Here is an 18906-nt window from a genome sequence, read left to right as displayed (position 1 = left end):
AATCATGAAAAAAATAATGCTATCGGGCGTGATGGCAGCCATTGCGCTGTCTGTGTTTTCTACCTTGGCTCAGGCCAAACCACTGGAAGCAGTGGCGTCGTTCACGGTGATCGCCGACATGGTGCATACGGTGGGCGGCGACCGGGTCCACGTGACCTCGCTGATCGGCCCAAACGGCGATCCGCATGTCTACGAGCCGACCCCGTCCGATGCCCAGGCGTTGAAGCAGGCGGACGTGACCTTCGTCAGCGGCCTGCACCTGGAAGGCTGGCTGGATCGCCTGATCACCGCTTCGGGTTACCACGGCCAACCGGTGGTGCTGTCCGATGGCATCAAGACCCGTAGCATGGAAGAGGATGGCAAAACCATCACCGATCCGCATGCCTGGAACAGTGCGGCCAATGGCGTGATCTACGTGCGCAATATCATCGCCGCGTTGAAGAAGGCCGATCCGCAGGGCGCGGAGCTGTATCAGGCCAATGGCGACAAATACATCGCCCAACTGCAAACCCTGGACGCTTACGCCCGCTCCCAAGTGCAGGCGATTCCCGTTGCCCAGCGTAAGGTCCTGACCTCCCACGATGCCTTTGGCTACTTTGGCGATGCCTACGGCGTGACCTTCCTGTCGCCATTGGGTTTCTCTACCGAAGCTGAACCCTCGGCCGCCGATGTGGCGAAACTGATCAAGCAGATCAAGGGTGAACACGTCAGCGCTTACTTTTTTGAAAACTCCGGCGATCCGCGTCTGGTGAAGCAGATTGCGGCGGCCAGCGGCGCGCAACCAGGCGGTGAACTGTACGTCGAAGCGTTGTCTCCGGCGAATGGCCCGGCGGCGACTTATGCACAGATGTTTCGCTACAACGTCGACAAACTGACCGCGGCTATGCGTGGGGAAGTGTCGAAGCCGTAAGTCAGCACCCGTCCTTGTGGGAGCCTCCCGTCGTCCAAATGCCGCCTGTCGGTGTGGAGCTGGCTGGCCTGCGATCGCGCGCATAGCGATCGCAGCATGCCAGAACTCGGTTTTGCTGAATGATCGGGAATACCGTTTTTGCGACTGCTGCGCAGCCGATTGCAGCGGTGCGGCGATCCGACAAGCCGAATCCTGCGGAGAGGAGGCTGCGCTCGATACATTACGCAAAATTTTTTGATCTGGGCTTAGTAGGCCGGGACTTTGCATACACAGGTCCAGTGTCGGCGCTTTGACGCCACCCTTCAGTTCGGTCGTCATCTGCCGACAAACAGTCAGTTCCAGTATTCAGCAGGGGGGAAATCGTGAATTTGTTTATTAACCAGCTTCAGAAGAAGCCTGACTTCAGAAGCGCCGTCTATTCAGGCGACATTTTCCTGAACACAGACCTGAATGCACCGAAGGCCCTCTGTGCTTTTGCCAAAGAAAGCATCACTGCGGCCTTTGATGGGGAAACCAATCACCAGGCTCTACACACCCTGATGCCGGTGAATGAATTCGTTGATTTGGTGACGCGCCTCAAGGGCCAGTTCACCAACTGCCAGCCGGTCAAGGAAATGATCCGTGATTTCGTGCTGGAAATCGGTGCCAACCCGAACGAGTACCTGTTCGACGTGCCGCGCATCCGCGTAGTACCGAACTACAACTATTTGCACGCCGGGGTCAGCTACGCCTACAAGCCGCACCGCGACACCTGGTACGGCAGCGTCGACTGCCAGATCAACACCTGGATGCCGGTCTACACCATCCAGCCGGAACAAACCATGATGATCAACCCGGCGTATTTCTCGAAGCCGGTGAAAAACTCATCGGTGGACTGGAGCCTGGACAACTGGATCAACGTGCAGCGTTCCAAGGCCAAGGAAAACGTCACTGAAGAAGTGCGCGTGCACCCGGTGCCGCTGGAAGAGATTTCCAATGACGCGGAAATCCGTATTGCTGGCAACGCGGGCGAGATCCTGACCTTCTCCGGTTCGCACCTGCACGGCACGGTGGCCAATTTCACCGAGCAAACCCGCTTCAGCATCGATTTCCGTCTGGTGCACATTGCCGATCTGCTGGCAAAACGTGGCGCCAATAACGTCGACAGCGGTGTCACCGACACCGAAGCCGGCTACAAAGACTTTTTCCATCTCAGCGACTTTTCGCATTTCCACGGAGCCAACTCATGACCCAGCGCCGCCTTACAGACGCCGAGATCCAGTACAACGAAACCCGCGCCAATGTACTTTCGCGTGTTGACTCCAAATACGTCGCCGACGCTCCGTTCGTGTTCGCCAACCGGATCACTGTGACGGCCGCGTTGTCGCGCATGGAACTGTTCAAAATGGTCTCCGACGTGCCGGGCGCCATCATTGAGTGCGGCGTGTACAAGGGCAACTCGCTGATGCTGTACATGCACTTGTCGATGATCCTCGAACCCTATGCGATCAACCGTTCGATCATTGGTTTCGACACCTTCTCCGGCTTCACCAGCATCGACGCCGAGCAGGATCCGACCGACATCAACGAGAACATGTTCTCAGACACCGACGAGAGCCTGATCCAGGACATGATCAACGCCAACGACCTGGTACGCCCGGTTAACCGCATCCCGCGTTGCGAGATCGTCAAAGGCGATATCCTGGAAACCGTGCCGGCTTTCGTAAAGACCCGTCCGGACCTGGTGGTGGCGATGCTGATCCTCGACACCGACCTGTATTCGTCGACCAAAGTCGCGCTGGAAACCTTCCTGCCGTACATGCCCAAAGGCGCCATCGTGGTCCTCGACGAAGTGGCCTACCGCAACTTCCCGGGCGAAACCGCGGCCCTGCGTGACGTGCTGGACCTGAACAAGGTCGAACTCAAGCGCCTGCCATTCGATTCGAGCGTGGGTTACTTCCGCGTCTGATTCGACGGTTGCGAGGCATTAAAAAAACCCACTTCGGTGGGTTTTTTTATGAGTGGTCGGGCAATACACATTGGCTTTGCAAGCGCTGCCGAAGGCTGCGATTGGCCGTCAACCGCAGCGATCGCTTCGCGATCGATCGCAGCCTGCGGCAGCTCCTACAGGGGAGCTGCGTTATACGCCGATCTACCGTGAGAACAGGCCGCCTGCGAAGCTGTTAGTCCGGCAACCACGCCGCCAACCAGCGATCCTGATGGGCGTCATCCAGCATCCAGCGGTCCATGACCTGGCCGCGCAATTCATCGCCCATGTGTTCGGAGGCATCGCGGTCATTCAGGTGGGCGCGGATGGCGTTGACCCAATCTGCCGTCTGGTTCTTGACTCGGGTCACGCTCAGTTCACCCTGGAAACAGCGCACGTCACTGCACACCACGGGAATGCCGCAGGCCCCGTATTTCAGCAGCATCAGGTTGCTCCTGAGTTCGTGGAACAGGCTGTCCTTGACTGGGGCCAGCGCCAGGTCGAGGTTGAGGCTGGCCAGTGCCGCCGGGTAGAACTCGATGGCCGGTTCGGGGCGGAAGTCGTGGATATACGGAATGATCTCCGGCGGGCAGGTGCCCATGAACACCCACTCCACTTCATGGGCCAGGGTTTTCACCACCTCGATCAGCAGTTGCAGGTTGTCCTGTTGGTTGGCGCCCCCGGCCCAGCCGACCCGTGGCTTTTTGCTTTGCCGACGCAGCGAGCGCCGCGCTTGCCACCAATCTTGTGGCAAGCGGTCTTCGATGACCCGGATGTTCGAGTGCATCTCGGACAGGGCATCGGCGAGGATTGACGAGGACACTACCAGGCGGTCCACCTGTTTCAAGCCGCTGTGCAGCGCGACCAGTGCTTCGCTGATCTGTGCGTCACTGGGGTTGTTGCCAGGCATCGGCAGCTCATCCAGCTCATAGACTTTGAAGGCCCGGGTGTAGGCTTTCATGATGCGTATGTCATCGATTTCGGCTTCAGTCAAACGCCGCTGCAGGATCACCGCGTCGGGATCGAAGCGGGCGAATTCGGCAAATGACAGCAGCTGCGGGCTCAACGCGCCTTCGAGCTGCGCCCGATCACGCAGGGACTGGAACGGCTTGATCAAGCGATACGTCGCCGAACCCCATGGCCGTGCCGGATGGCCGAGCACCACCGGCAACGGACGCCAAGACAGCGGGCGCCAGGTCAGGTCGATGTTTTGCTCGAGGGCAAAATCCGGACCCTTGAGCGCAAAGTTTTTGTTGTAAGCCGGGTCGTTGCCGATGATCGACTGCCATTTCGCGTTCAAGGCTTCCTGTTCGCCGAGAAAGCGTTTGACGTTGGCCCGCCCTGTCGCGAGCCCAAGGTCGACCTGGCTGACGTTCTGCACGTGCAACAGCGTCGCATGGGGCGTCCAGACGATCAGGTGACCCGTCGCGCCGACCTTCAGGCACAGATCGACGTCGTTGTAGGATACCTTGAATTTCTCCTCATCCAGCCCGCCCACCCCATGGAAGAGGGAGGTGCGGATCATCAAGCACGCAGCGGTGACAACGCTGTAGTTTTGATCCACGTCGAGGCGTTGCATGTAGCTGGGTGTCGATAGCGGTTGGCCCCCGAACAAATGTTTTGCGGGGCCATCCATGCCGAGCACCACGCCGGCGTGTTGCAGGGTGCCGTTGGGGTACAGCAGGCGTGCGCCGACGATGCCGACCTCGGGGCGCATGGCGTGGTTGAGCAGCTCGTCCAGCCATTCGCCATTTAGAATCGCCGTGTCGTCGTTGAGCAGCACCAGGTAGTCGCCCCGTGCCTGCTGCGCGGCCATGTTGTTGATCGCCGAGTAGTTGAACGGGTGCGGGTATCGCAGCACGCGAATTTTATCGATACCCATCGCATCGATCCCGGCCATCCACTCCAGGGTTTCGCGGTCTTCGCTGTTGTTGTCGACGATCAGGATTTCGTAATGCTGATACGCGGTTTTTTCCAGCAGGCTTTCGACGCAGCGGCGGATCAGGTTGAGGTGATCCTTGGTCGGCACAATGATCGAGACCAGCGGCTGCTCGGTATGCCCGTACTGGATGTGGTAACGCCGTGGCAGGGTCTGCAGGATCTCACTGTTGGGGTAGCCGCGAACGTCCAGGTGGCGTTGCAGCACCGCCAATTCGTCCGGGTTGTGCTCCAGTTCCAGCGGACTGCCGATCAACAGCGGTTCACTGATATGGCCCAGGCGTTTCAGGCCATGGTTTTCCACCAGGCGCAGAATCAGGTCCAGCTCCAGCGCTTCGGGGTAGGCCGTGGCGAAGCCGCCGATATTCTGCAGCTCGGCGGCACGGAACAACCAGTGCCGGGACATGGCCATCGGGAAGCTGAGCAGATAGTCGAGGTTGAAGTCCGGGCGCAGGACCACGCCCAGTTCACCGCTTGGCTGACGATGCAGTTCATCGGCGTAAAAGGCGCGATGGTCGGCGTTGACGGTCAGTTCAAGGGCGATGCTCAACAGGCCGCTGGCAGTGAATTCGCTGCCGGCGTCCACCAGCATCACCCAGGTCTCGGCCGCCAGTTGCTCCACCAGGCGGTTGAGCACGGAAGGGCGGCTGTCCAGTGTCGCCTGCTGCCATTGCAGGCGCGTGCCGAGGAGGCTGTAAGGCAGGTCGTTGTAGTCTGAAAGCACCACGACGCTGACTTGCGGCAGGATCGTCGCGTTGGCGGTCAGGCTGCGCAATGAGGTGGCGAGCTTTTCTGGATGGTTGCGCAGGTCCGACACCACGATCAGAAAATTCGGCACCGTTGGATGTGTAGTGAGGCGCTGCTCGATCAGTGACTGCTGGGCGGCGCTGGGGACACGTTTCGCCAGCCAGGCCTCGACGTTCCCGACGCTACCGTGCCCCGGCGATGTTCCCTGGAAATACGCGAGCAGGTCGAAACTGGCAAAACTGTGCGGTTGCGCCATCGAGGCGACGCTGACGCCTTGGCTTTTCAGGTTCCTGAACCATCCCAGTTCGCCAATCTGTCGCTGGAACAGTTCGTGAGAAGGTCGCTTGGTACTGATCGTGTCTTGCGCGCGCCGGGCGTAGTTCTGCTGCGAAATGCGCACGCAGGACAGGGTGCGGTCGATCATCGCCAGGTGCCCCAGGCGCAGCAGCTTGACGTAGAGCGACAGGTCAGCCAGGTCCGACAGCAGTTGACCTTTAAGCGACATCAGCTCCGCGCCCAAGGCCAGCACGTCGGTACGTCGGCACATGACCGAGCTTGGTTCGCCGATAAAGTTGATCGGTTGCTGGCCGAGGAAGAACAGCAACTCCTTGCCGTCGAGGATCGTGCTCTGGGCAAACGGGAAACGCGTCGACAGTGTGTCCGGCAGGAAGTTGTTGTGCTCGTCGATGAACTGCCGATGCGAGCTGGCGAGGCTGATCTCGGGATGCTGTTCAAGTGCCTCAAACAGCAAGCCGACGCAGTCGGGAAACAGGATGTCATCGTCGTAGAGGAATTTGATGTAGTTCCCGCTGGCCTCGGCGATCCCGCGCGCCAGAGTCTGCGTCTTGCCCAGGCGCGCTTCGTTGCGCACATAGCGAATGGGCCAGGGGCTGGTCACGCGAACGCGGTCGACGATGGCTGCAATCGCGTCGCTAGGGCTGTCGTCGCAAATCACGATCTCGATCTGATCGTGGTTCTGGCGCAAGGCACTGACCAGGGTCGCTTCGAAATGATCGGGTTTGTAGGCCGGGATAACGATGCTGACCAGTCGCGTGGAATTCATCTGGGTACTCTGTCTACGTCTGAAAAAGCGATCGACTGTCACTTAAATGGCAGTTGATGGAGGTAGCGCTGGAAAAGCAAAAAGCCAGCCAACCCGAGGATTCCATTCAGTTAACAACGTGCCACTGCGATCCGGCTTCGGCTGCGCTTGATAAGTCGAACGGCCGGTGCGTTTTTTCTACGGTGAAATAGACGTAGCGGATGATTTGTCGTTACCTTGTACCTTAAAGGCGGCTCTGGAGCGTCTGACACGCAGTCAACCGGCGAAGGAGCTTTTCGGCAATCAGTTTGTCGAAGGCTACATCGCGACGAAGAGCCTGGAACTGACCAGCTTTTTTCGACGAAATTACACCCTGGGAGAGGCGCGTGCTGGCCGCTCAGGCTTAACTGTCGTGCAGGCGCTGTCCAGCTGGGTGGCGCCGCTTTTTGCTTCTTCTTATTCAAAGGCCTGAAACGTCGATGCGCCAAATCTGGAAGTCCTTTCGAGCGCTGTATTTCGCATCGCTGATGATGCTCATCGGTTCGGGCCTGCTAAGTACTTATCTGGCCTTGCGTCTGGCGGCCGACCACGTCGATGGCTTGTGGGTCGGCGGGCTGATGGCGGCCAACTACTTCGGCCTGGTACTGGGTGGCAAGATCGGTCACCGCCTGATCGGTCGGGTCGGGCACATTCGGGCCTACGCCACCTGTGCCGGGATCGTCAGTGCGGCGGTGCTCGGGCATGGATTGATTGACTGGCTGCCGGCCTGGCTGTTCCTGCGGATGATCGTCGGCCTGGGCATGATGTGCCAGTACATGGTCATCGAAAGCTGGCTCAACGAGCAGGCGCAAGCCAAGCAACGTGGGGTGGTGTTCAGCGGCTACATGATCGCGTCGTACCTCGGGCTGGTACTGGGGCAACTGATTCTGGTGATCCACCCGGCGTTGGGGCTTGAGCTGTTGATGCTGGTGGCGTTGTGCTTTGCCCTGTGCCTGGTGCCAGTGGCCTTGACCCGCAGCATTCACCCGGCGCCCCTGCATCCGGCGCCGCTGGAACCGCGATTTTTCATCCGGCGTGTGCCGCAATCCCTGAGCACGGTGTTGACCGCCGGGTTGATAATCGGCTCGTTCTACGGCCTGGCACCGCTCTACGCGTCGCAACAAGGCCTGCCGACCCAGGAAGTGGGCTTGTTCATGGGCAGCTGCATTCTTGCCGGCTTGCTGGTGCAGTGGCCGTTGGGTCGTCTGTCGGACCGTTATGACCGTGCGGTGTTGATCCGTGGGTTTGCCGGTGCGTTGGCATTGGTGGCGTTTCCGCTGGCGATCATGAAGGACCTACCGCTGGAGGTACTGTTCATCGTCGGCTTCTTTGCGTCTTTGCTGCAATTTACCCTGTACCCGTTGGCGGTGGCGTTTTCCAACGACCACGTTGAGGGCGAGCGTCGGGTATCGCTGACGGCGATGTTGCTGATGACTTATGGCATCGGTGCCAGTATCGGCCCCATCGCGGCGGGCGTGCTGATGAAGCTGTTTGGCAGCAATATGCTGTATGCGTTTGTCAGTGCGGTGGCGTTGTGTTTGGCGATTCGGATTCGGCCGAAGTCGGTGACTAACTTGCATCAGGTCGAGGATGCTCCGCTGCATCACGTGGCCATGCCGGAGAGTATGTGCAGCTCACCCTTGGTGGTGGCGCTGGATCCGCGGGTGGATGAGCAGGTGGTTCAGGATCAGATGCAGACGGCGGTGGAGCCGGAGGTTGAGTTGGAGCCTGAGGGGGAGCCGGTTGAAAAGGCTCCGATTTGAGTACATATCCGTTGTTTGCGTTTAGCTGTTAGTACGGTTCCGCTTTTACAGCGGGTCACTTTTCCAAAAGAGCCGAAAAGTAACCAAAAGGCCCTTCCCCGCCATCCGGGTCCTCGCTTAGGCTCGGACTGCCCTCACTCCGGTCCTGTTCCGGGGGCACGCCGCGACCCGCCATCCCTGGCGGGGGTCGCGGCTCGCTCGACATCCATGTCGAGCGTCCCCCGGAACAGGACCTGCGTTCGGCCTGCTGGGAACGGGGCGATATTTGTGTTTCGTCAGTTGAATCGCCAAGATCAAAACCCTGTAGGAGCTGCCGAAGGCTGCGATCGACCGGGCACCGGTCGCCGCGATTGAATGCCATTCGCAGCCTTCGGCAGCTCCTACAACGACCGTGTTCACCAATAAACCTGAGTGCATTGAATCCCGAGGTCGGGAGAGGCCCCGTTTTCAGGAGGCTGAACGCAGGCGATGTTCCGGGGGACGCGAGGCATGGATGCCGAGCGAGCCACGACCCCCGCCAGGGATGGCGGGTCGTGGCGTGCCCCCGGAACAGCGCCGGAGTGAAGGAACGCCGAGCCTAAGCGAGGGGCCGGATGATGGGGCAAGCGTTTTTGGTTCCTTTTTAGGCGTTTGTAAAAAGGGACTCGCCGTAAGGGCGAAACCGTATTGCCGGTTAAACACGCTAACGGATATGTACTAAAAAACCTCAGTAATCAAAAATCATCATCCTTATCAAACCGCCGCGCTTCACGCTGCAGCTGATACACAAACCGCTCAACTTGACGCTGCACCAGCCCACTCATGTTGTGAAAGCGCACGCCAGCAAAGGTGGTGTTGATCTTCTCTTCGAAATGCAGGTACCGCAGTTCAACCGGAGTGGTCATGCTGCCGAAGGGCAGGGCGGCGATGAAACGCTCGTAGACCTGACCCAGTTGCAGACTCCCGGAAATATCACCGTCGAAGCGCAGCTTGCAGCCGGTAGCGGAAACGTCCAGCAGTTTGCCGTTTATCACCGTCTTGAGCTTCTCGCCGCTCATCTGCACATTGACCAATTGCGCCAGCTTCAAGGCCGCGCGAAACGCATTGCGACGCTGGTGATACACCACTTCCGTCGGCAAGCTGCCGTGGTAGCTGCGGTGACCGTCATCATCTTCGATCTTCAGACCTTCGGTGCATTCCCAGGCGATTCGCACGCCTTCATGAAAGCCCTCAACGCGAAACGGTTCGCCAGCGGCCAGGAAGCGTTCGCCATCGCGCGGGATCATTTCATCCAGGGCGATGCTGTCGCTGTCGCGATCGACTTCGGTCAAATAGCTTTGAAAGCGCTGGGTGCGCTCATGAAAGGTAATAATCAGAGGGTCATGGCTGTCGAGCAGCAGCCGCAGATTGGCGGCAATTTCCAGAGGTGTAGTGAGCACCTTCGGGGGTTGCGGAGCATCTTCCGCGCTTAAGGCATTGAACACGGTTCATCCATCTCCAGGCAAAATACGCTAGCACGCGATCATTAGCATTTTGCCAGCATGTTGGGTGGCTTGATACAGGAAATTTATGCCTGGCTCAGTGGACGTGGCTTGTTGAACCTGGCGGTTGATCCACGGTTGTCATACAGCGCTGGCGAATCGCCGCCCGTGAGAATCCTCATCTGGGACGCGGTCGTCGCCTGCTGGTACTGGATCGACACGCCATTGAGTTCGTTGCTCGCGCGGCAATCGCTCATCAATGCGCTTAAGGTGTCGCCTTGGGTGAGGAGTGCTTCGCCAACCGACGAATGGCTAGCCAGTTGTTCCAGGCCCGCGCGATCGGGGCTCAGGTTGAGGCTGGCCAGGATCTGGCTGCGCTTGCGGCCACGTTGTTCGAGCATGATCACCAACGCCTGCTTCTGCGCCAAGATGTTTTCCAGCAAGAACATATCGCGACCATGCAAGGCCAGCGATTCTGCCCGCAAAAGCTCCAGCAGTTGTTGTGCGGGAGCGAGGTCATCGGTGATCAGTTGCAGCAGAGTAGTGTCGTGCATGGCTGGCTCTGGGTTTTTAGGCGTCCAAAAGCCCGGGCGCGAGCCTGTGGCTAGCGCTGGGCTTCGAAGTTAAGCAGTTTGCTGGCGACGCGACTGCTGTCGACTTTGTAGCTGCCGTCGGCAACCGCTTGTTTCAGTTCGGCAACGCGGGCGCTGTTGACCACTGGTTGGTCGCGCACTTTGTCGCTGATCGATTGCAGTCGCTGAGCCTCGTCACTGAGATGCACGGCTTCCCCACTGGATGCGCTCACACTTTCAGTCGCAGGTTTCGCGCTGGACGAGGTCTCGGCAGTGCCGGTTTCCTTGGCTGTTCCGGTGCGCGAGCTGTTCGTGATGGATGTAGAGCTGTTTAGACGACTAAAGTCGATAACCATTATTCAAAACCTCTAGGTGTTTGGACGCTTGCCTTGTTTTCGGCCAAACACAAGAAACCTTTAGGCGCTTTTCTCAACGAGAAATCCAATGCGCCGCAGTTGTCCGCAGAGTCTAGGAAACACTGCGTGATCATGCCAGTGATCACAGGGACACTTCAACCTGCCCCGGTGCCGTGACGCGTGCTTTGATCACTCGCTGCGAGTTGAGGTTCCGTATTCTGATTTGCTCGTTCATCCCGCCATTGGACAGCGCTTCGCCGGGCATCCTGACCTGCAGGCTGCCGCTTTTGGCCGTGATGATCACCTGATCGCCTTTGCGAATGACTTCCGCCTGCTCCAGTTGCAGCGGCGTGAGGATCTGCCCGTTGACCATTTGCCGGGTGGCTTTTTGGCCGACGGCTTCTTCGAGGGAGGTCATATAGCCTTGTGGCATCTGGCTGATGTCGCGTTCGGTGAGGAACACGTCTTCATCGACAATCACGCTGTCGCGGCGGATCGGCCGTTTAACCACCACCACCTGACGAAATAAATGTACCTGGGCCGGCACGTACACCGTCCACGGTAGCGAGCCTTCACAGCGCACTTTGACGGTCACCCGGCCGATGGGCTGGGCGGGGCTTTCGAGGCTGGCTGTCAATTCCTTGTCACACTGTGTGAGCGTCAGCCGTGGGTCCAGGGCGTTGACCTGAATTTGATAGCGACCTTCGGTTTGAGTTGTGGCTTGATAGTCCTCGACAGCGAATTCAAGAAACCCTTGGGTCACGCCGATAAGCTGGTCAGGTATGCTTAAAGTCACGGCCTGCGCGGCTTGGCAGGCGGTGAAAAGCCACAGCACTGCGACCATGCAGTGTAAGCTGCCCAGGAAGTTTGCCATGCGTCGGAAAAATGTCGTTTTTGCGTTCATAACAGTTAAAAAGCAAGCCCCGTGCCGCTTCGTCATTTAAGCAGGTATCGGTTCGAAGCTTTTGATTTAGGAGTCAGAGCATGGCTGGTGTAATGGATTCGGTGAACCAGCGCACTCAACTGGTAGGGCAAAACCGCCTTGAACTGTTGTTGTTCCGTCTCAACGGACAGCAGCTGTATGGAATTAACGTGTTCAAGGTCAAGGAGGTGCTGCAATGCCCCAAGCTGACCGTGATGCCCAAGTCCAGCCCAGTGGTGCGTGGTGTTGCAAGTATTCGTGGGGCGACCATTCCGATCATTGATCTGGCATTGGCCACAGGCGCCAAGGCGCTGCAGGACATCAGCGACACCTTTGTCATCATTACCGAGTACAACACCAAGATTCAGGGCTTCCTGGTGCATTCCGTCGAACGCATCGTCAATATGAACTGGGAAGAGATCCATCCACCACCCAAGGGCACCGGTCGCGATCACTACCTGACGGCGGTGACGCGGGTCGACAACCAGTTGGTGGAAATCATCGACGTGGAGAAAGTCCTCTCCGAAGTGGCGCCCACGTCGGAAAATATTTCGGTCGGCGTCGTTGATGTCGAGACGCAGACCAAGGCGCTGTCGTTGCGCGTACTGACGGTCGATGACTCGTCAGTGGCACGCAAACAGGTGTCGCGTTGCCTGCAAACGGTCGGTGTCGAAGTGGTGGCATTGAATGACGGTCGCCAGGCGCTGGAGTATCTGCGCAAAATGGTCGACGAGGGAAAGAAGCCCGAAGAAGAATTTTTGATGATGATTTCAGACATCGAAATGCCGGAAATGGATGGCTATACCCTCACCGCGGAGATTCGCAGCGATCCGCGCATGCAAAAGTTACATATCATCCTGCATACTTCGTTGTCGGGTGTGTTCAACCAGGCCATGGTCAAGAAAGTCGGCGCTGATGACTTTCTTGCCAAGTTCCGCCCTGATGACCTCGCCTCCCGGGTGGTCGACAGGATCAAAGCAGCGCAATAGTCACCGGCGGGCCTCGCCCGCCGTTGGTACACACGATTTAAGAGGCGGTTTCTTTGTCTACGGGTAATTTGGATTTCGAACAGTTCCGGGTTTTCCTGGAAAAAGCCTGTGGCATCTTGCTGGGTGAAAACAAGCAGTACCTGGTCTCCAGCCGTCTCAACAAGCTGATGGAGCAGCAGGGCTTCAAATCCCTGGGCGAGTTGATTCAGCGTATCCAGTCCCAGCCACGCAGCGGTTTGCGCGAGCAGGTGGTGGACGCAATGACCACCAACGAAACCCTGTGGTTTCGTGACACCTATCCGTTCGAAGTACTGAAGAACAAAGTACTTCCCGAGGCGATCAAGGCCAGCCCGAATCAGCGTCTGCGGATCTGGTCGGCGGCCTGTTCGTCGGGGCAGGAACCGTACTCGCTGTCGATGTCGATCGATGAGTTCGAGCGAACCAACATGGGTCAGCTAAAAAGTGGTGTGCAGATCGTTGCCACTGACTTGTCCGGGAGCATGTTGACCAACTGCAAGTCGGGTGAATACGACAGCCTGGCCATCGGTCGCGGGCTTTCCCCGGAGCGCCTGCAACGCTATTTCGATACCAAGGCTCCGGGCCGCTGGGCGATCAAGGCGCCGATCAAAAGTCGCGTGGAGTTCCGCTCCTTCAACCTGCTCGACAGCTACGCCAGCCTGGGCAAGTTCGACATCGTGTTCTGCCGCAACGTGCTGATCTACTTCTCTGCCGAAGTGAAGAAAGACATCCTGCTGCGCATTCACAGCACCTTGAAGCCGGGCGGTTACCTGTTCCTTGGCGCTTCTGAAGCGCTCAACGGTTTGCCGGATCATTACCAGATGGTTCAGTGCAGTCCGGGGATCATCTACCAGGCGAAATAAGCGCCGGGGTCTGACCATAGAGAAGGAGACCTTGGGTCTCCTTTTTTATGCCGGCAAAACCACCGGCAGCGCACATGGCAAAAAAGCGGCGCCGGGATTGCCGCTTTGCCTGTGTTCAGCGGAAATGCCTTGCCGCTTTTCTGGCATTGCCGCCTGGCAACACCTCGCAAACCCTTGAAATACGGCGTTGCACAAGCTGGCACGCTGATTGCTATGTCTCATGTACGAAAATCAGGTCAGCCGCTAAAGGTTTCCCGACATGAGCATCAGCTTCGATAAAGCGCTAGGTATCCACGAGCAAGCACTGGCGTTTCGCGCCCAGCGTGCCGAAGTCTTGGCCAACAACATCGCCAACGCCGATACCCCCAACTACAAGGCCCGGGATCTTGAATTCTCGGCCGTGTTGGCAGCGCAGGCCGACAAGACCAAGAACGGCGGCACATTCGCCCTGAATACCACCAACAGCCGCCACATCGAAGCGGACGGTCTGGCCGACACCGACGGTACCTTGCTGTACCGCACTCCGAGCCAGCCGTCGCTGGACCAGAACACCGTCGATGCGCAGGTCGAACAGGCCAACTACGCGCAGAACTCGGTGGGTTTCCAGGCCAGTTTCACCCTTCTTAACAACAGATTCAAAGGGTTGGTTTCAGCCCTTCGTGGAGAGTAATTCATGTCTCTTGCCAGCGTTTTCAACATTGCCGGTAGCGGCATGAGCGCACAGACCACTCGCTTGAACACCGTGGCCAGTAACATCGCCAACGCCGAAACCGTGTCATCGAGCATGGATCAGACTTACCGCGCGCGTCACCCGGTGTTCTCCACCGTGATGCAGGGTCAGGCCGATGGCGACAGCGGTTCGCTGTTTGCCGATCAGGGCCAGGCCGGTCAAGGCGTTCAGGTGGCCGGGATTGTTCAGGATCAAGGCAACCTCGAAGCGCGCTATGAGCCGAATCATCCGGCGGCCGACAAGAACGGTTATGTCTACTACCCGAACGTCAACGTGGTGCAAGAGATGGCGGACATGATTTCAGCCAGTCGCTCGTTCCAGACTAACGCGGACATGATGAACACCGCCAAAACCATGATGCAGAAGGTTCTGACCCTCGGTCAGTAACAAGAGGCGCAGTCGATGAGTACTACTAACGTCAACAACAATACCGCCCAGTCGGTTGTTGATCAGCTGTCGTCACAGGCAGCTTCAGCGTCCAATCCAACAGGCACTTCTGCGCTGGGCAAAGATGCCTTTCTGCAGTTGTTGGTAACGCAGCTGAAGAACCAGGACCCTTTGTCCCCGCAGGACAACACCGCGTTCGTGGCGCAACTGGCTCAGTTCAGTAGCCTGGAAGCGACGCAGAACCTGAGTACTTCGGTCGACAGCATTGCCAGCCAATATCAGTCGTCCCAGGCCCTGCAGGCGTCGGCACTGGTCGGGCGCTCGGTGGTTGTCGATACCGGCGCCACCAACGTCGATACCAGCAAGGGGCTCACTGGCACGGTGGTTCTACCATCGTCGAGTACGGCAACGACGGTCAAGGTATACGACAGCAAGGGCGTCCAGGTCTCCACGGTCGACCTCGGTACGCAGCCAGCGGGCAACACCTCCTTTACTTGGGATGGCAAGTCCACTGACGGCACGGTACAGGCGTCCGGTAACTACAGTTTTGTCGCGACAGCCACCGTGGGCGGCACCCCTGGCTCGGTGAAAACGCTGTTGCCTGCGACCGTCAGCAGTGTGACGGTAGGTACGGCAGGCGCGGAAATGACTCTTAATCTGGCAGGTGGCACCAGTGTCGGCCTGTCCAAAGTACAAACTGTTGGTATATAGAGCCGACTAGACGGCGAAGGAGCGAAAGATGTCATTCAGTATCGGTCTTAGTGGGCTCTACGCGGCCAACAAAAGTCTCGACGTTACCGGCAACAACATTGCCAACGTCGCGACCACCGGTTTCAAATCGTCCCGGACCGAGTTCCAGGACCAGTACGCGGCGTCGATTCGCGGTACCTCCGGCACTACTAACGTCGGCAGCGGCGTGAAAGTGGCCGCTGTTTCTCAGCAGTTCACTCAGGGCACCATGTCCACCGGGACTAACCGCAGCCTCGACCTGGCCATCCAGGGCAACGGCTTCTTCCAGGTCAGCAAAAACGGTGAGGCGCTGTATACCCGTGCCGGCGCATTCCATACCGACAGCCAGGGCTTCATCGTCGATAACGACGGCAATAATCTGCAGGGTTATAGCGTCGATGCCAATGGCAACATCGCCACTGGTTCGTTGACCAACCTGCGTATCGACTCGTCGAACCAGCCGGCCAAGCCGACCACCAAGACCACCATGGCGGCGAACCTGAACTCCTCGGATGCCGTGGTAAAGATTTCGCCGTTCGATCCAACCAACACTGACTCGTACACGTCGACGTGGAATACCCAGTTTGTCGACAGTCAGGGTAATACCCACAACATGAACCAGTACTACGCCAAGACGGCTACCAACACGTGGCAGATGTACACGCTGGTCGACGGTCGTAATGCGGCCAACCCGGCTTCAACCGTACCGGATTCGACGACGCTGACGTTCAACTCCGATGGCTCGTTGAACACGGGCGCGCTGACTCCCGGCGGTAACATTGCCGTCAACCCTGACGGTACCTTTACCCTGAATAACTGGGTGCCTGCCGCGCAGGTAGGCACGACCACCACTTGGGTCGCCAACGGTGCTGTTGCCAATGCTGGCGGTATCAAGCTGGATATGTTGAAACTGACCCAGACCAATGGTGCTCCGGGTATCATCACCAACACCCCGGACGGTTACCCATCGGGCCAGCTGGCAGACATGTCGGTGGATGCCAGCGGTAACCTGTTTGCCACCTACACCAACGGCCCATCGCGCAGCCTGGGCATGGTGTCGCTGACTAACTTCGCCAACGTGCAAGGCCTGATCCCTGTGGGCGGCACCATGTGGAAACAGTCGTTCGCATCGGGCGCTCCAGTGACCGGCGCGCCTGAAACCGGCACCCTGGGTGCAATCAATGGCGACACGCTGGAAAACTCCAACGTCGACCTGACCAGCGAACTGGTTAGCCTGATTCAGGAACAAAGTAACTATCAGGCCAACGCCAAAACTATCTCGACGCAAAGCACTATCATGCAGACTCTGATTCAGATGACCTGATGAAACCGTCATGATGTAGTGTTGAAGAAAAACCCCTTTTCGAAGGGGTTTTTTTATGGCTCTTAATAATGCCGAAACAACTTCCGTTATTTTAAGGCTGATTCCCACAATAGACGTAGAAAATTCCTACTTTCGATAATGCGACCATAACTAACGCAGAAAAAAACTGCGTTAACCCGTGCATTAACGAGAGCGTCGCTCACGCGACAAGGAGTGTTCATGTCATTCAACACCGCTTTGAATGGGCTCAATGCTGCTCATAAAAGACTCGAGATCACCAGTCAAAATATCGCCAACGTTGGCACCCATGGCTACAAGTCCTCTCGTGGGGAATTCGCCGCGATTTACGCCGGGACAAAGGTCGGCTCCGGACAGCATGCGGTGGGCAGTGGCGTACGGCTGGCCAATGTTACGCAGAACTTTAGCCAGGGAGAGGTCAGCTCCAATACCGGGCGACCGCTGGATTTTCAGATCCATGGCAATGGCTTTTTTATGGTCAGCGATAACAGCGGGCTTAGTTACACTCGCGCGGGTGCTTTCCTGAAAGATAAAAATGATTTTGTTGTCGATAATCAGGGCAGTCGTTTGCAGGGCTACGGTATCGATGCTCGCGGTAATGTTATCAATGGGCTGCGTACGGATTTGAAAATTGATACCAGCAGCATGGCCTCGAAAGTAACGTCGACTATTACCGAGACGATTAATCTGAGTGCGTCGCAGCCATCGTTGACGGCGTTGCCGGTGTTTGATCCGAATGATCCGACGACGTATTCGAAGGTTATTAGTCGCAAGATTATGGATGCGGGGGCCGAGGAGGTTAAGGAGGTTAAGGCCAAGTACTTCGAAAACAGCGACAAGGAGAAGAAAAACGAGAAGGAGGCACTGCGGGTCAAGGGGCGGGAAGCCATTCCACCCGCCGAGCATGAGCTCAAGCAATACTTCGTTAAAACCGAGGACAACCAATGGTCAATGTACACCCTGATCGATGGGCGTCATCCGCTGAATCCTGCCAGTTCTTCGCCGCTCAAGGCCACCGTAACTCAGCGGGAAAACGGCGGCTACTCCGTGGCTGAGGACAGTAAGGCGATCCAGGGCGCGGGTGAGAAAGCGTTCAGTCTGGAGGGCTGGAAGCCTGCGCGATTGGTTGATGGTATGTGGACGGCCAGCCTGGCAGGCAACGGCGGTCAAGTGATGCTGTCGGTCAGTGATGGTAGCGTCAATGGCGTCGATCCGGCCGATGCGCTCATGGCCCGCACCGCCCCCGCATTCGATCCGACAAACATCACCACCTTCAGCAAAACCTACTCGGTCCAGCTGTATGACAGCCTCGGCAATATGCATGAGCTGAACCAATACTTCGTCAAGGGTGACGACAACCGCTGGGATCTGCATCTGCTGGTCAATGGCCGCAATCCGGTCGCGCCGCAAAGCACCGCTCCGCTCTCCGCCAGCATCACCTTCAACCCTGACGGCTCACTTCGCTCGATTGTCGGCAGCGACCAATTGACCGTGCGCAACAACATCCTGACCTTGAACGGTTGGGTGCCGGCGCGGGTCACGGACGCGGGCAAGTTCAGTGAGAAATGGTTGTCCAATGGCGCCCAGGGCAGTGCCACCGGACTCGCGCTCGACTTCAATGCCCTGACGCAATACAACGCCGCGACGGCCAGATCTTCAGCGGTACAAGACGGCCATGCCGCGGGTGAACTCAGCTCGATCAGTGTCGATAAAGATGGCTTTCTGAGGGCCGGATTCAGTAACAGCCAAAGCAAGAACATCGGCCAGGTGCTGCTCGCCAGCTTCGCCAATGAACAGGGTCTGAAGCAGGATGCCAACAACCGCTGGAGAGAAACCAACGCCTCCGGCATGGCCAACATCGGCTCACCCTCCGAAGGCACCTTGGGCAGTGTGGTCTCCGGTTCGCTGGAGGGATCGAACGTGAAACTGACCGAGGAGCTGGTAGACCTGATCGTGACGCAAACCGCGTATCAGGCCAACTCCAAGGTGCTGTCCACCGAGGCGACGTTGATGCAGACGTTGATTCAGGCGATTTAATTGGCAGGTCTTTAAGTCGCAGTTCTGTGTAGGAGCGAACTTGTTCGCGAGGTGGCGTGCCTGATGTACCGCGTCAACCTGCTCGCTAACAAGTTA

The 18906-nt window shown here is 57.9% G+C and carries 16 protein-coding genes and 1 pseudogene; 12 read left to right on the top strand and 5 right to left on the bottom strand.

Annotated features, from left to right (window positions below):
* Positions 1-4 precede the first annotated feature (4 nt).
* From ACF0H7_RS22890 to ACF0H7_RS22880, 3 genes are all read left to right on the top strand, one after another.
* Positions 5-910 carry a metal ABC transporter substrate-binding protein gene (locus ACF0H7_RS22890; protein WP_397449133.1) on the top strand — a complete coding sequence of 302 codons (906 nt, stop codon included), beginning with the start codon at positions 5-7 and terminating at the stop codon, positions 908-910.
* Between the two features lie 362 nt (positions 911-1272).
* Positions 1273-2139, top strand: coding sequence for a hypothetical protein (locus ACF0H7_RS22885; protein WP_397449132.1), 867 nt, complete (start codon positions 1273-1275; stop codon positions 2137-2139).
* Positions 2136-2858 carry a TylF/MycF/NovP-related O-methyltransferase gene (locus ACF0H7_RS22880; RefSeq protein WP_397449131.1) on the top strand — a complete coding sequence of 241 codons (723 nt, stop codon included), beginning with the start codon at positions 2136-2138 and terminating at the stop codon, positions 2856-2858. The genes ACF0H7_RS22885 and ACF0H7_RS22880 overlap by 4 nt, the downstream gene beginning before the upstream one ends.
* Positions 2859-3072: 214 nt before the next feature.
* Here ACF0H7_RS22880 and ACF0H7_RS22875 read toward each other — a convergent pair whose 3' ends face one another.
* The gene (locus tag ACF0H7_RS22875) at positions 3073-6624 is read right to left on the bottom strand and encodes a glycosyltransferase (RefSeq protein ID WP_397449130.1); all 3552 of its coding nucleotides are present in this window, start codon (positions 6622-6624) and stop codon (positions 3073-3075) included.
* A 199-nt stretch (positions 6625-6823) separates the two neighbouring features.
* Here ACF0H7_RS22875 and ACF0H7_RS22870 point away from each other — a divergent pair.
* Positions 6824-7010 (top strand): annotated as a pseudogene (locus ACF0H7_RS22870) (glutamine synthetase); the annotation flags it as partial.
* A 72-nt stretch (positions 7011-7082) separates the two neighbouring features.
* Entirely contained in the window at positions 7083-8405 is a 1323-nt protein-coding gene (locus ACF0H7_RS22865; protein WP_397449129.1) for an MFS transporter, read from the top strand.
* A gap of 713 nt (positions 8406-9118) precedes the next feature.
* On the opposite strand, the gene ACF0H7_RS22860 is transcribed toward ACF0H7_RS22865, so the two are convergent.
* The 4 genes from ACF0H7_RS22860 to flgA all read right to left on the bottom strand — a co-directional run bounded on the left by ACF0H7_RS22860 (position 9119) and on the right by flgA (position 11733).
* Positions 9119-9868: a flagellar brake protein gene (locus ACF0H7_RS22860; protein WP_397449128.1), complete on the bottom strand. Its 750-nt coding sequence runs from the start codon at positions 9866-9868 to the stop codon at positions 9119-9121.
* Between the two features lie 83 nt (positions 9869-9951).
* A complete protein-coding gene (locus ACF0H7_RS22855) occupies positions 9952-10419 on the bottom strand; it encodes a flagella synthesis protein FlgN (RefSeq protein WP_397449127.1) in 468 nt (155 codons plus the stop codon).
* Between the two features lie 50 nt (positions 10420-10469).
* A complete protein-coding gene (gene flgM / locus ACF0H7_RS22850) occupies positions 10470-10793 on the bottom strand; it encodes a flagellar biosynthesis anti-sigma factor FlgM (RefSeq protein WP_397449126.1) in 324 nt (107 codons plus the stop codon).
* 142 nt (positions 10794-10935) lie between these two features.
* Positions 10936-11733: a flagellar basal body P-ring formation chaperone FlgA gene (gene flgA, locus ACF0H7_RS22845; RefSeq protein WP_397449125.1), complete on the bottom strand. Its 798-nt coding sequence runs from the start codon at positions 11731-11733 to the stop codon at positions 10936-10938.
* 44 nt (positions 11734-11777) lie between these two features.
* Between flgA and ACF0H7_RS22840 the strand changes: the two genes are divergently transcribed.
* From ACF0H7_RS22840 to ACF0H7_RS22810, 7 genes are all read left to right on the top strand, one after another.
* A complete protein-coding gene (locus tag ACF0H7_RS22840; RefSeq protein ID WP_397449124.1) occupies positions 11778-12704 on the top strand; it encodes a chemotaxis protein CheV in 927 nt (308 codons plus the stop codon).
* A gap of 53 nt (positions 12705-12757) precedes the next feature.
* Entirely contained in the window at positions 12758-13585 is an 828-nt protein-coding gene (gene cheR / locus ACF0H7_RS22835) for a protein-glutamate O-methyltransferase CheR (RefSeq protein WP_397449123.1), read from the top strand.
* 259 nt (positions 13586-13844) lie between these two features.
* Positions 13845-14255 (top strand): flagellar basal body rod protein FlgB, encoded by a 411-nt coding sequence (flgB, locus tag ACF0H7_RS22830; protein WP_397449122.1) that lies wholly within the window; start codon positions 13845-13847, stop codon positions 14253-14255.
* Positions 14256-14258: 3 nt separating this feature from the next.
* Positions 14259-14702 carry a flagellar basal body rod protein FlgC gene (gene flgC / locus ACF0H7_RS22825; RefSeq protein ID WP_397449121.1) on the top strand — a complete coding sequence of 148 codons (444 nt, stop codon included), beginning with the start codon at positions 14259-14261 and terminating at the stop codon, positions 14700-14702.
* Between the two features lie 15 nt (positions 14703-14717).
* Positions 14718-15413, top strand: coding sequence for a flagellar hook assembly protein FlgD (locus tag ACF0H7_RS22820; protein WP_397449120.1), 696 nt, complete (start codon positions 14718-14720; stop codon positions 15411-15413).
* Positions 15414-15441: 28 nt separating this feature from the next.
* A complete protein-coding gene (gene flgE, locus ACF0H7_RS22815) occupies positions 15442-16755 on the top strand; it encodes a flagellar hook protein FlgE (RefSeq protein ID WP_397449119.1) in 1314 nt (437 codons plus the stop codon).
* A 219-nt stretch (positions 16756-16974) separates the two neighbouring features.
* Complete coding sequence (locus ACF0H7_RS22810; protein WP_397449118.1) at positions 16975-18810, top strand: flagellar hook-basal body complex protein; 1836 nt, start codon at positions 16975-16977, stop codon at positions 18808-18810.
* Positions 18811-18906 lie beyond the last annotated feature (96 nt).

The sequence above is a fragment of the Pseudomonas sp. NA-150 genome, assembly GCF_044336365.1.
In the GTDB taxonomy this organism is placed as follows: domain Bacteria; phylum Pseudomonadota; class Gammaproteobacteria; order Pseudomonadales; family Pseudomonadaceae; genus Aquipseudomonas.
This window is presented reverse-complemented; position numbering and strand designations above follow the sequence as displayed.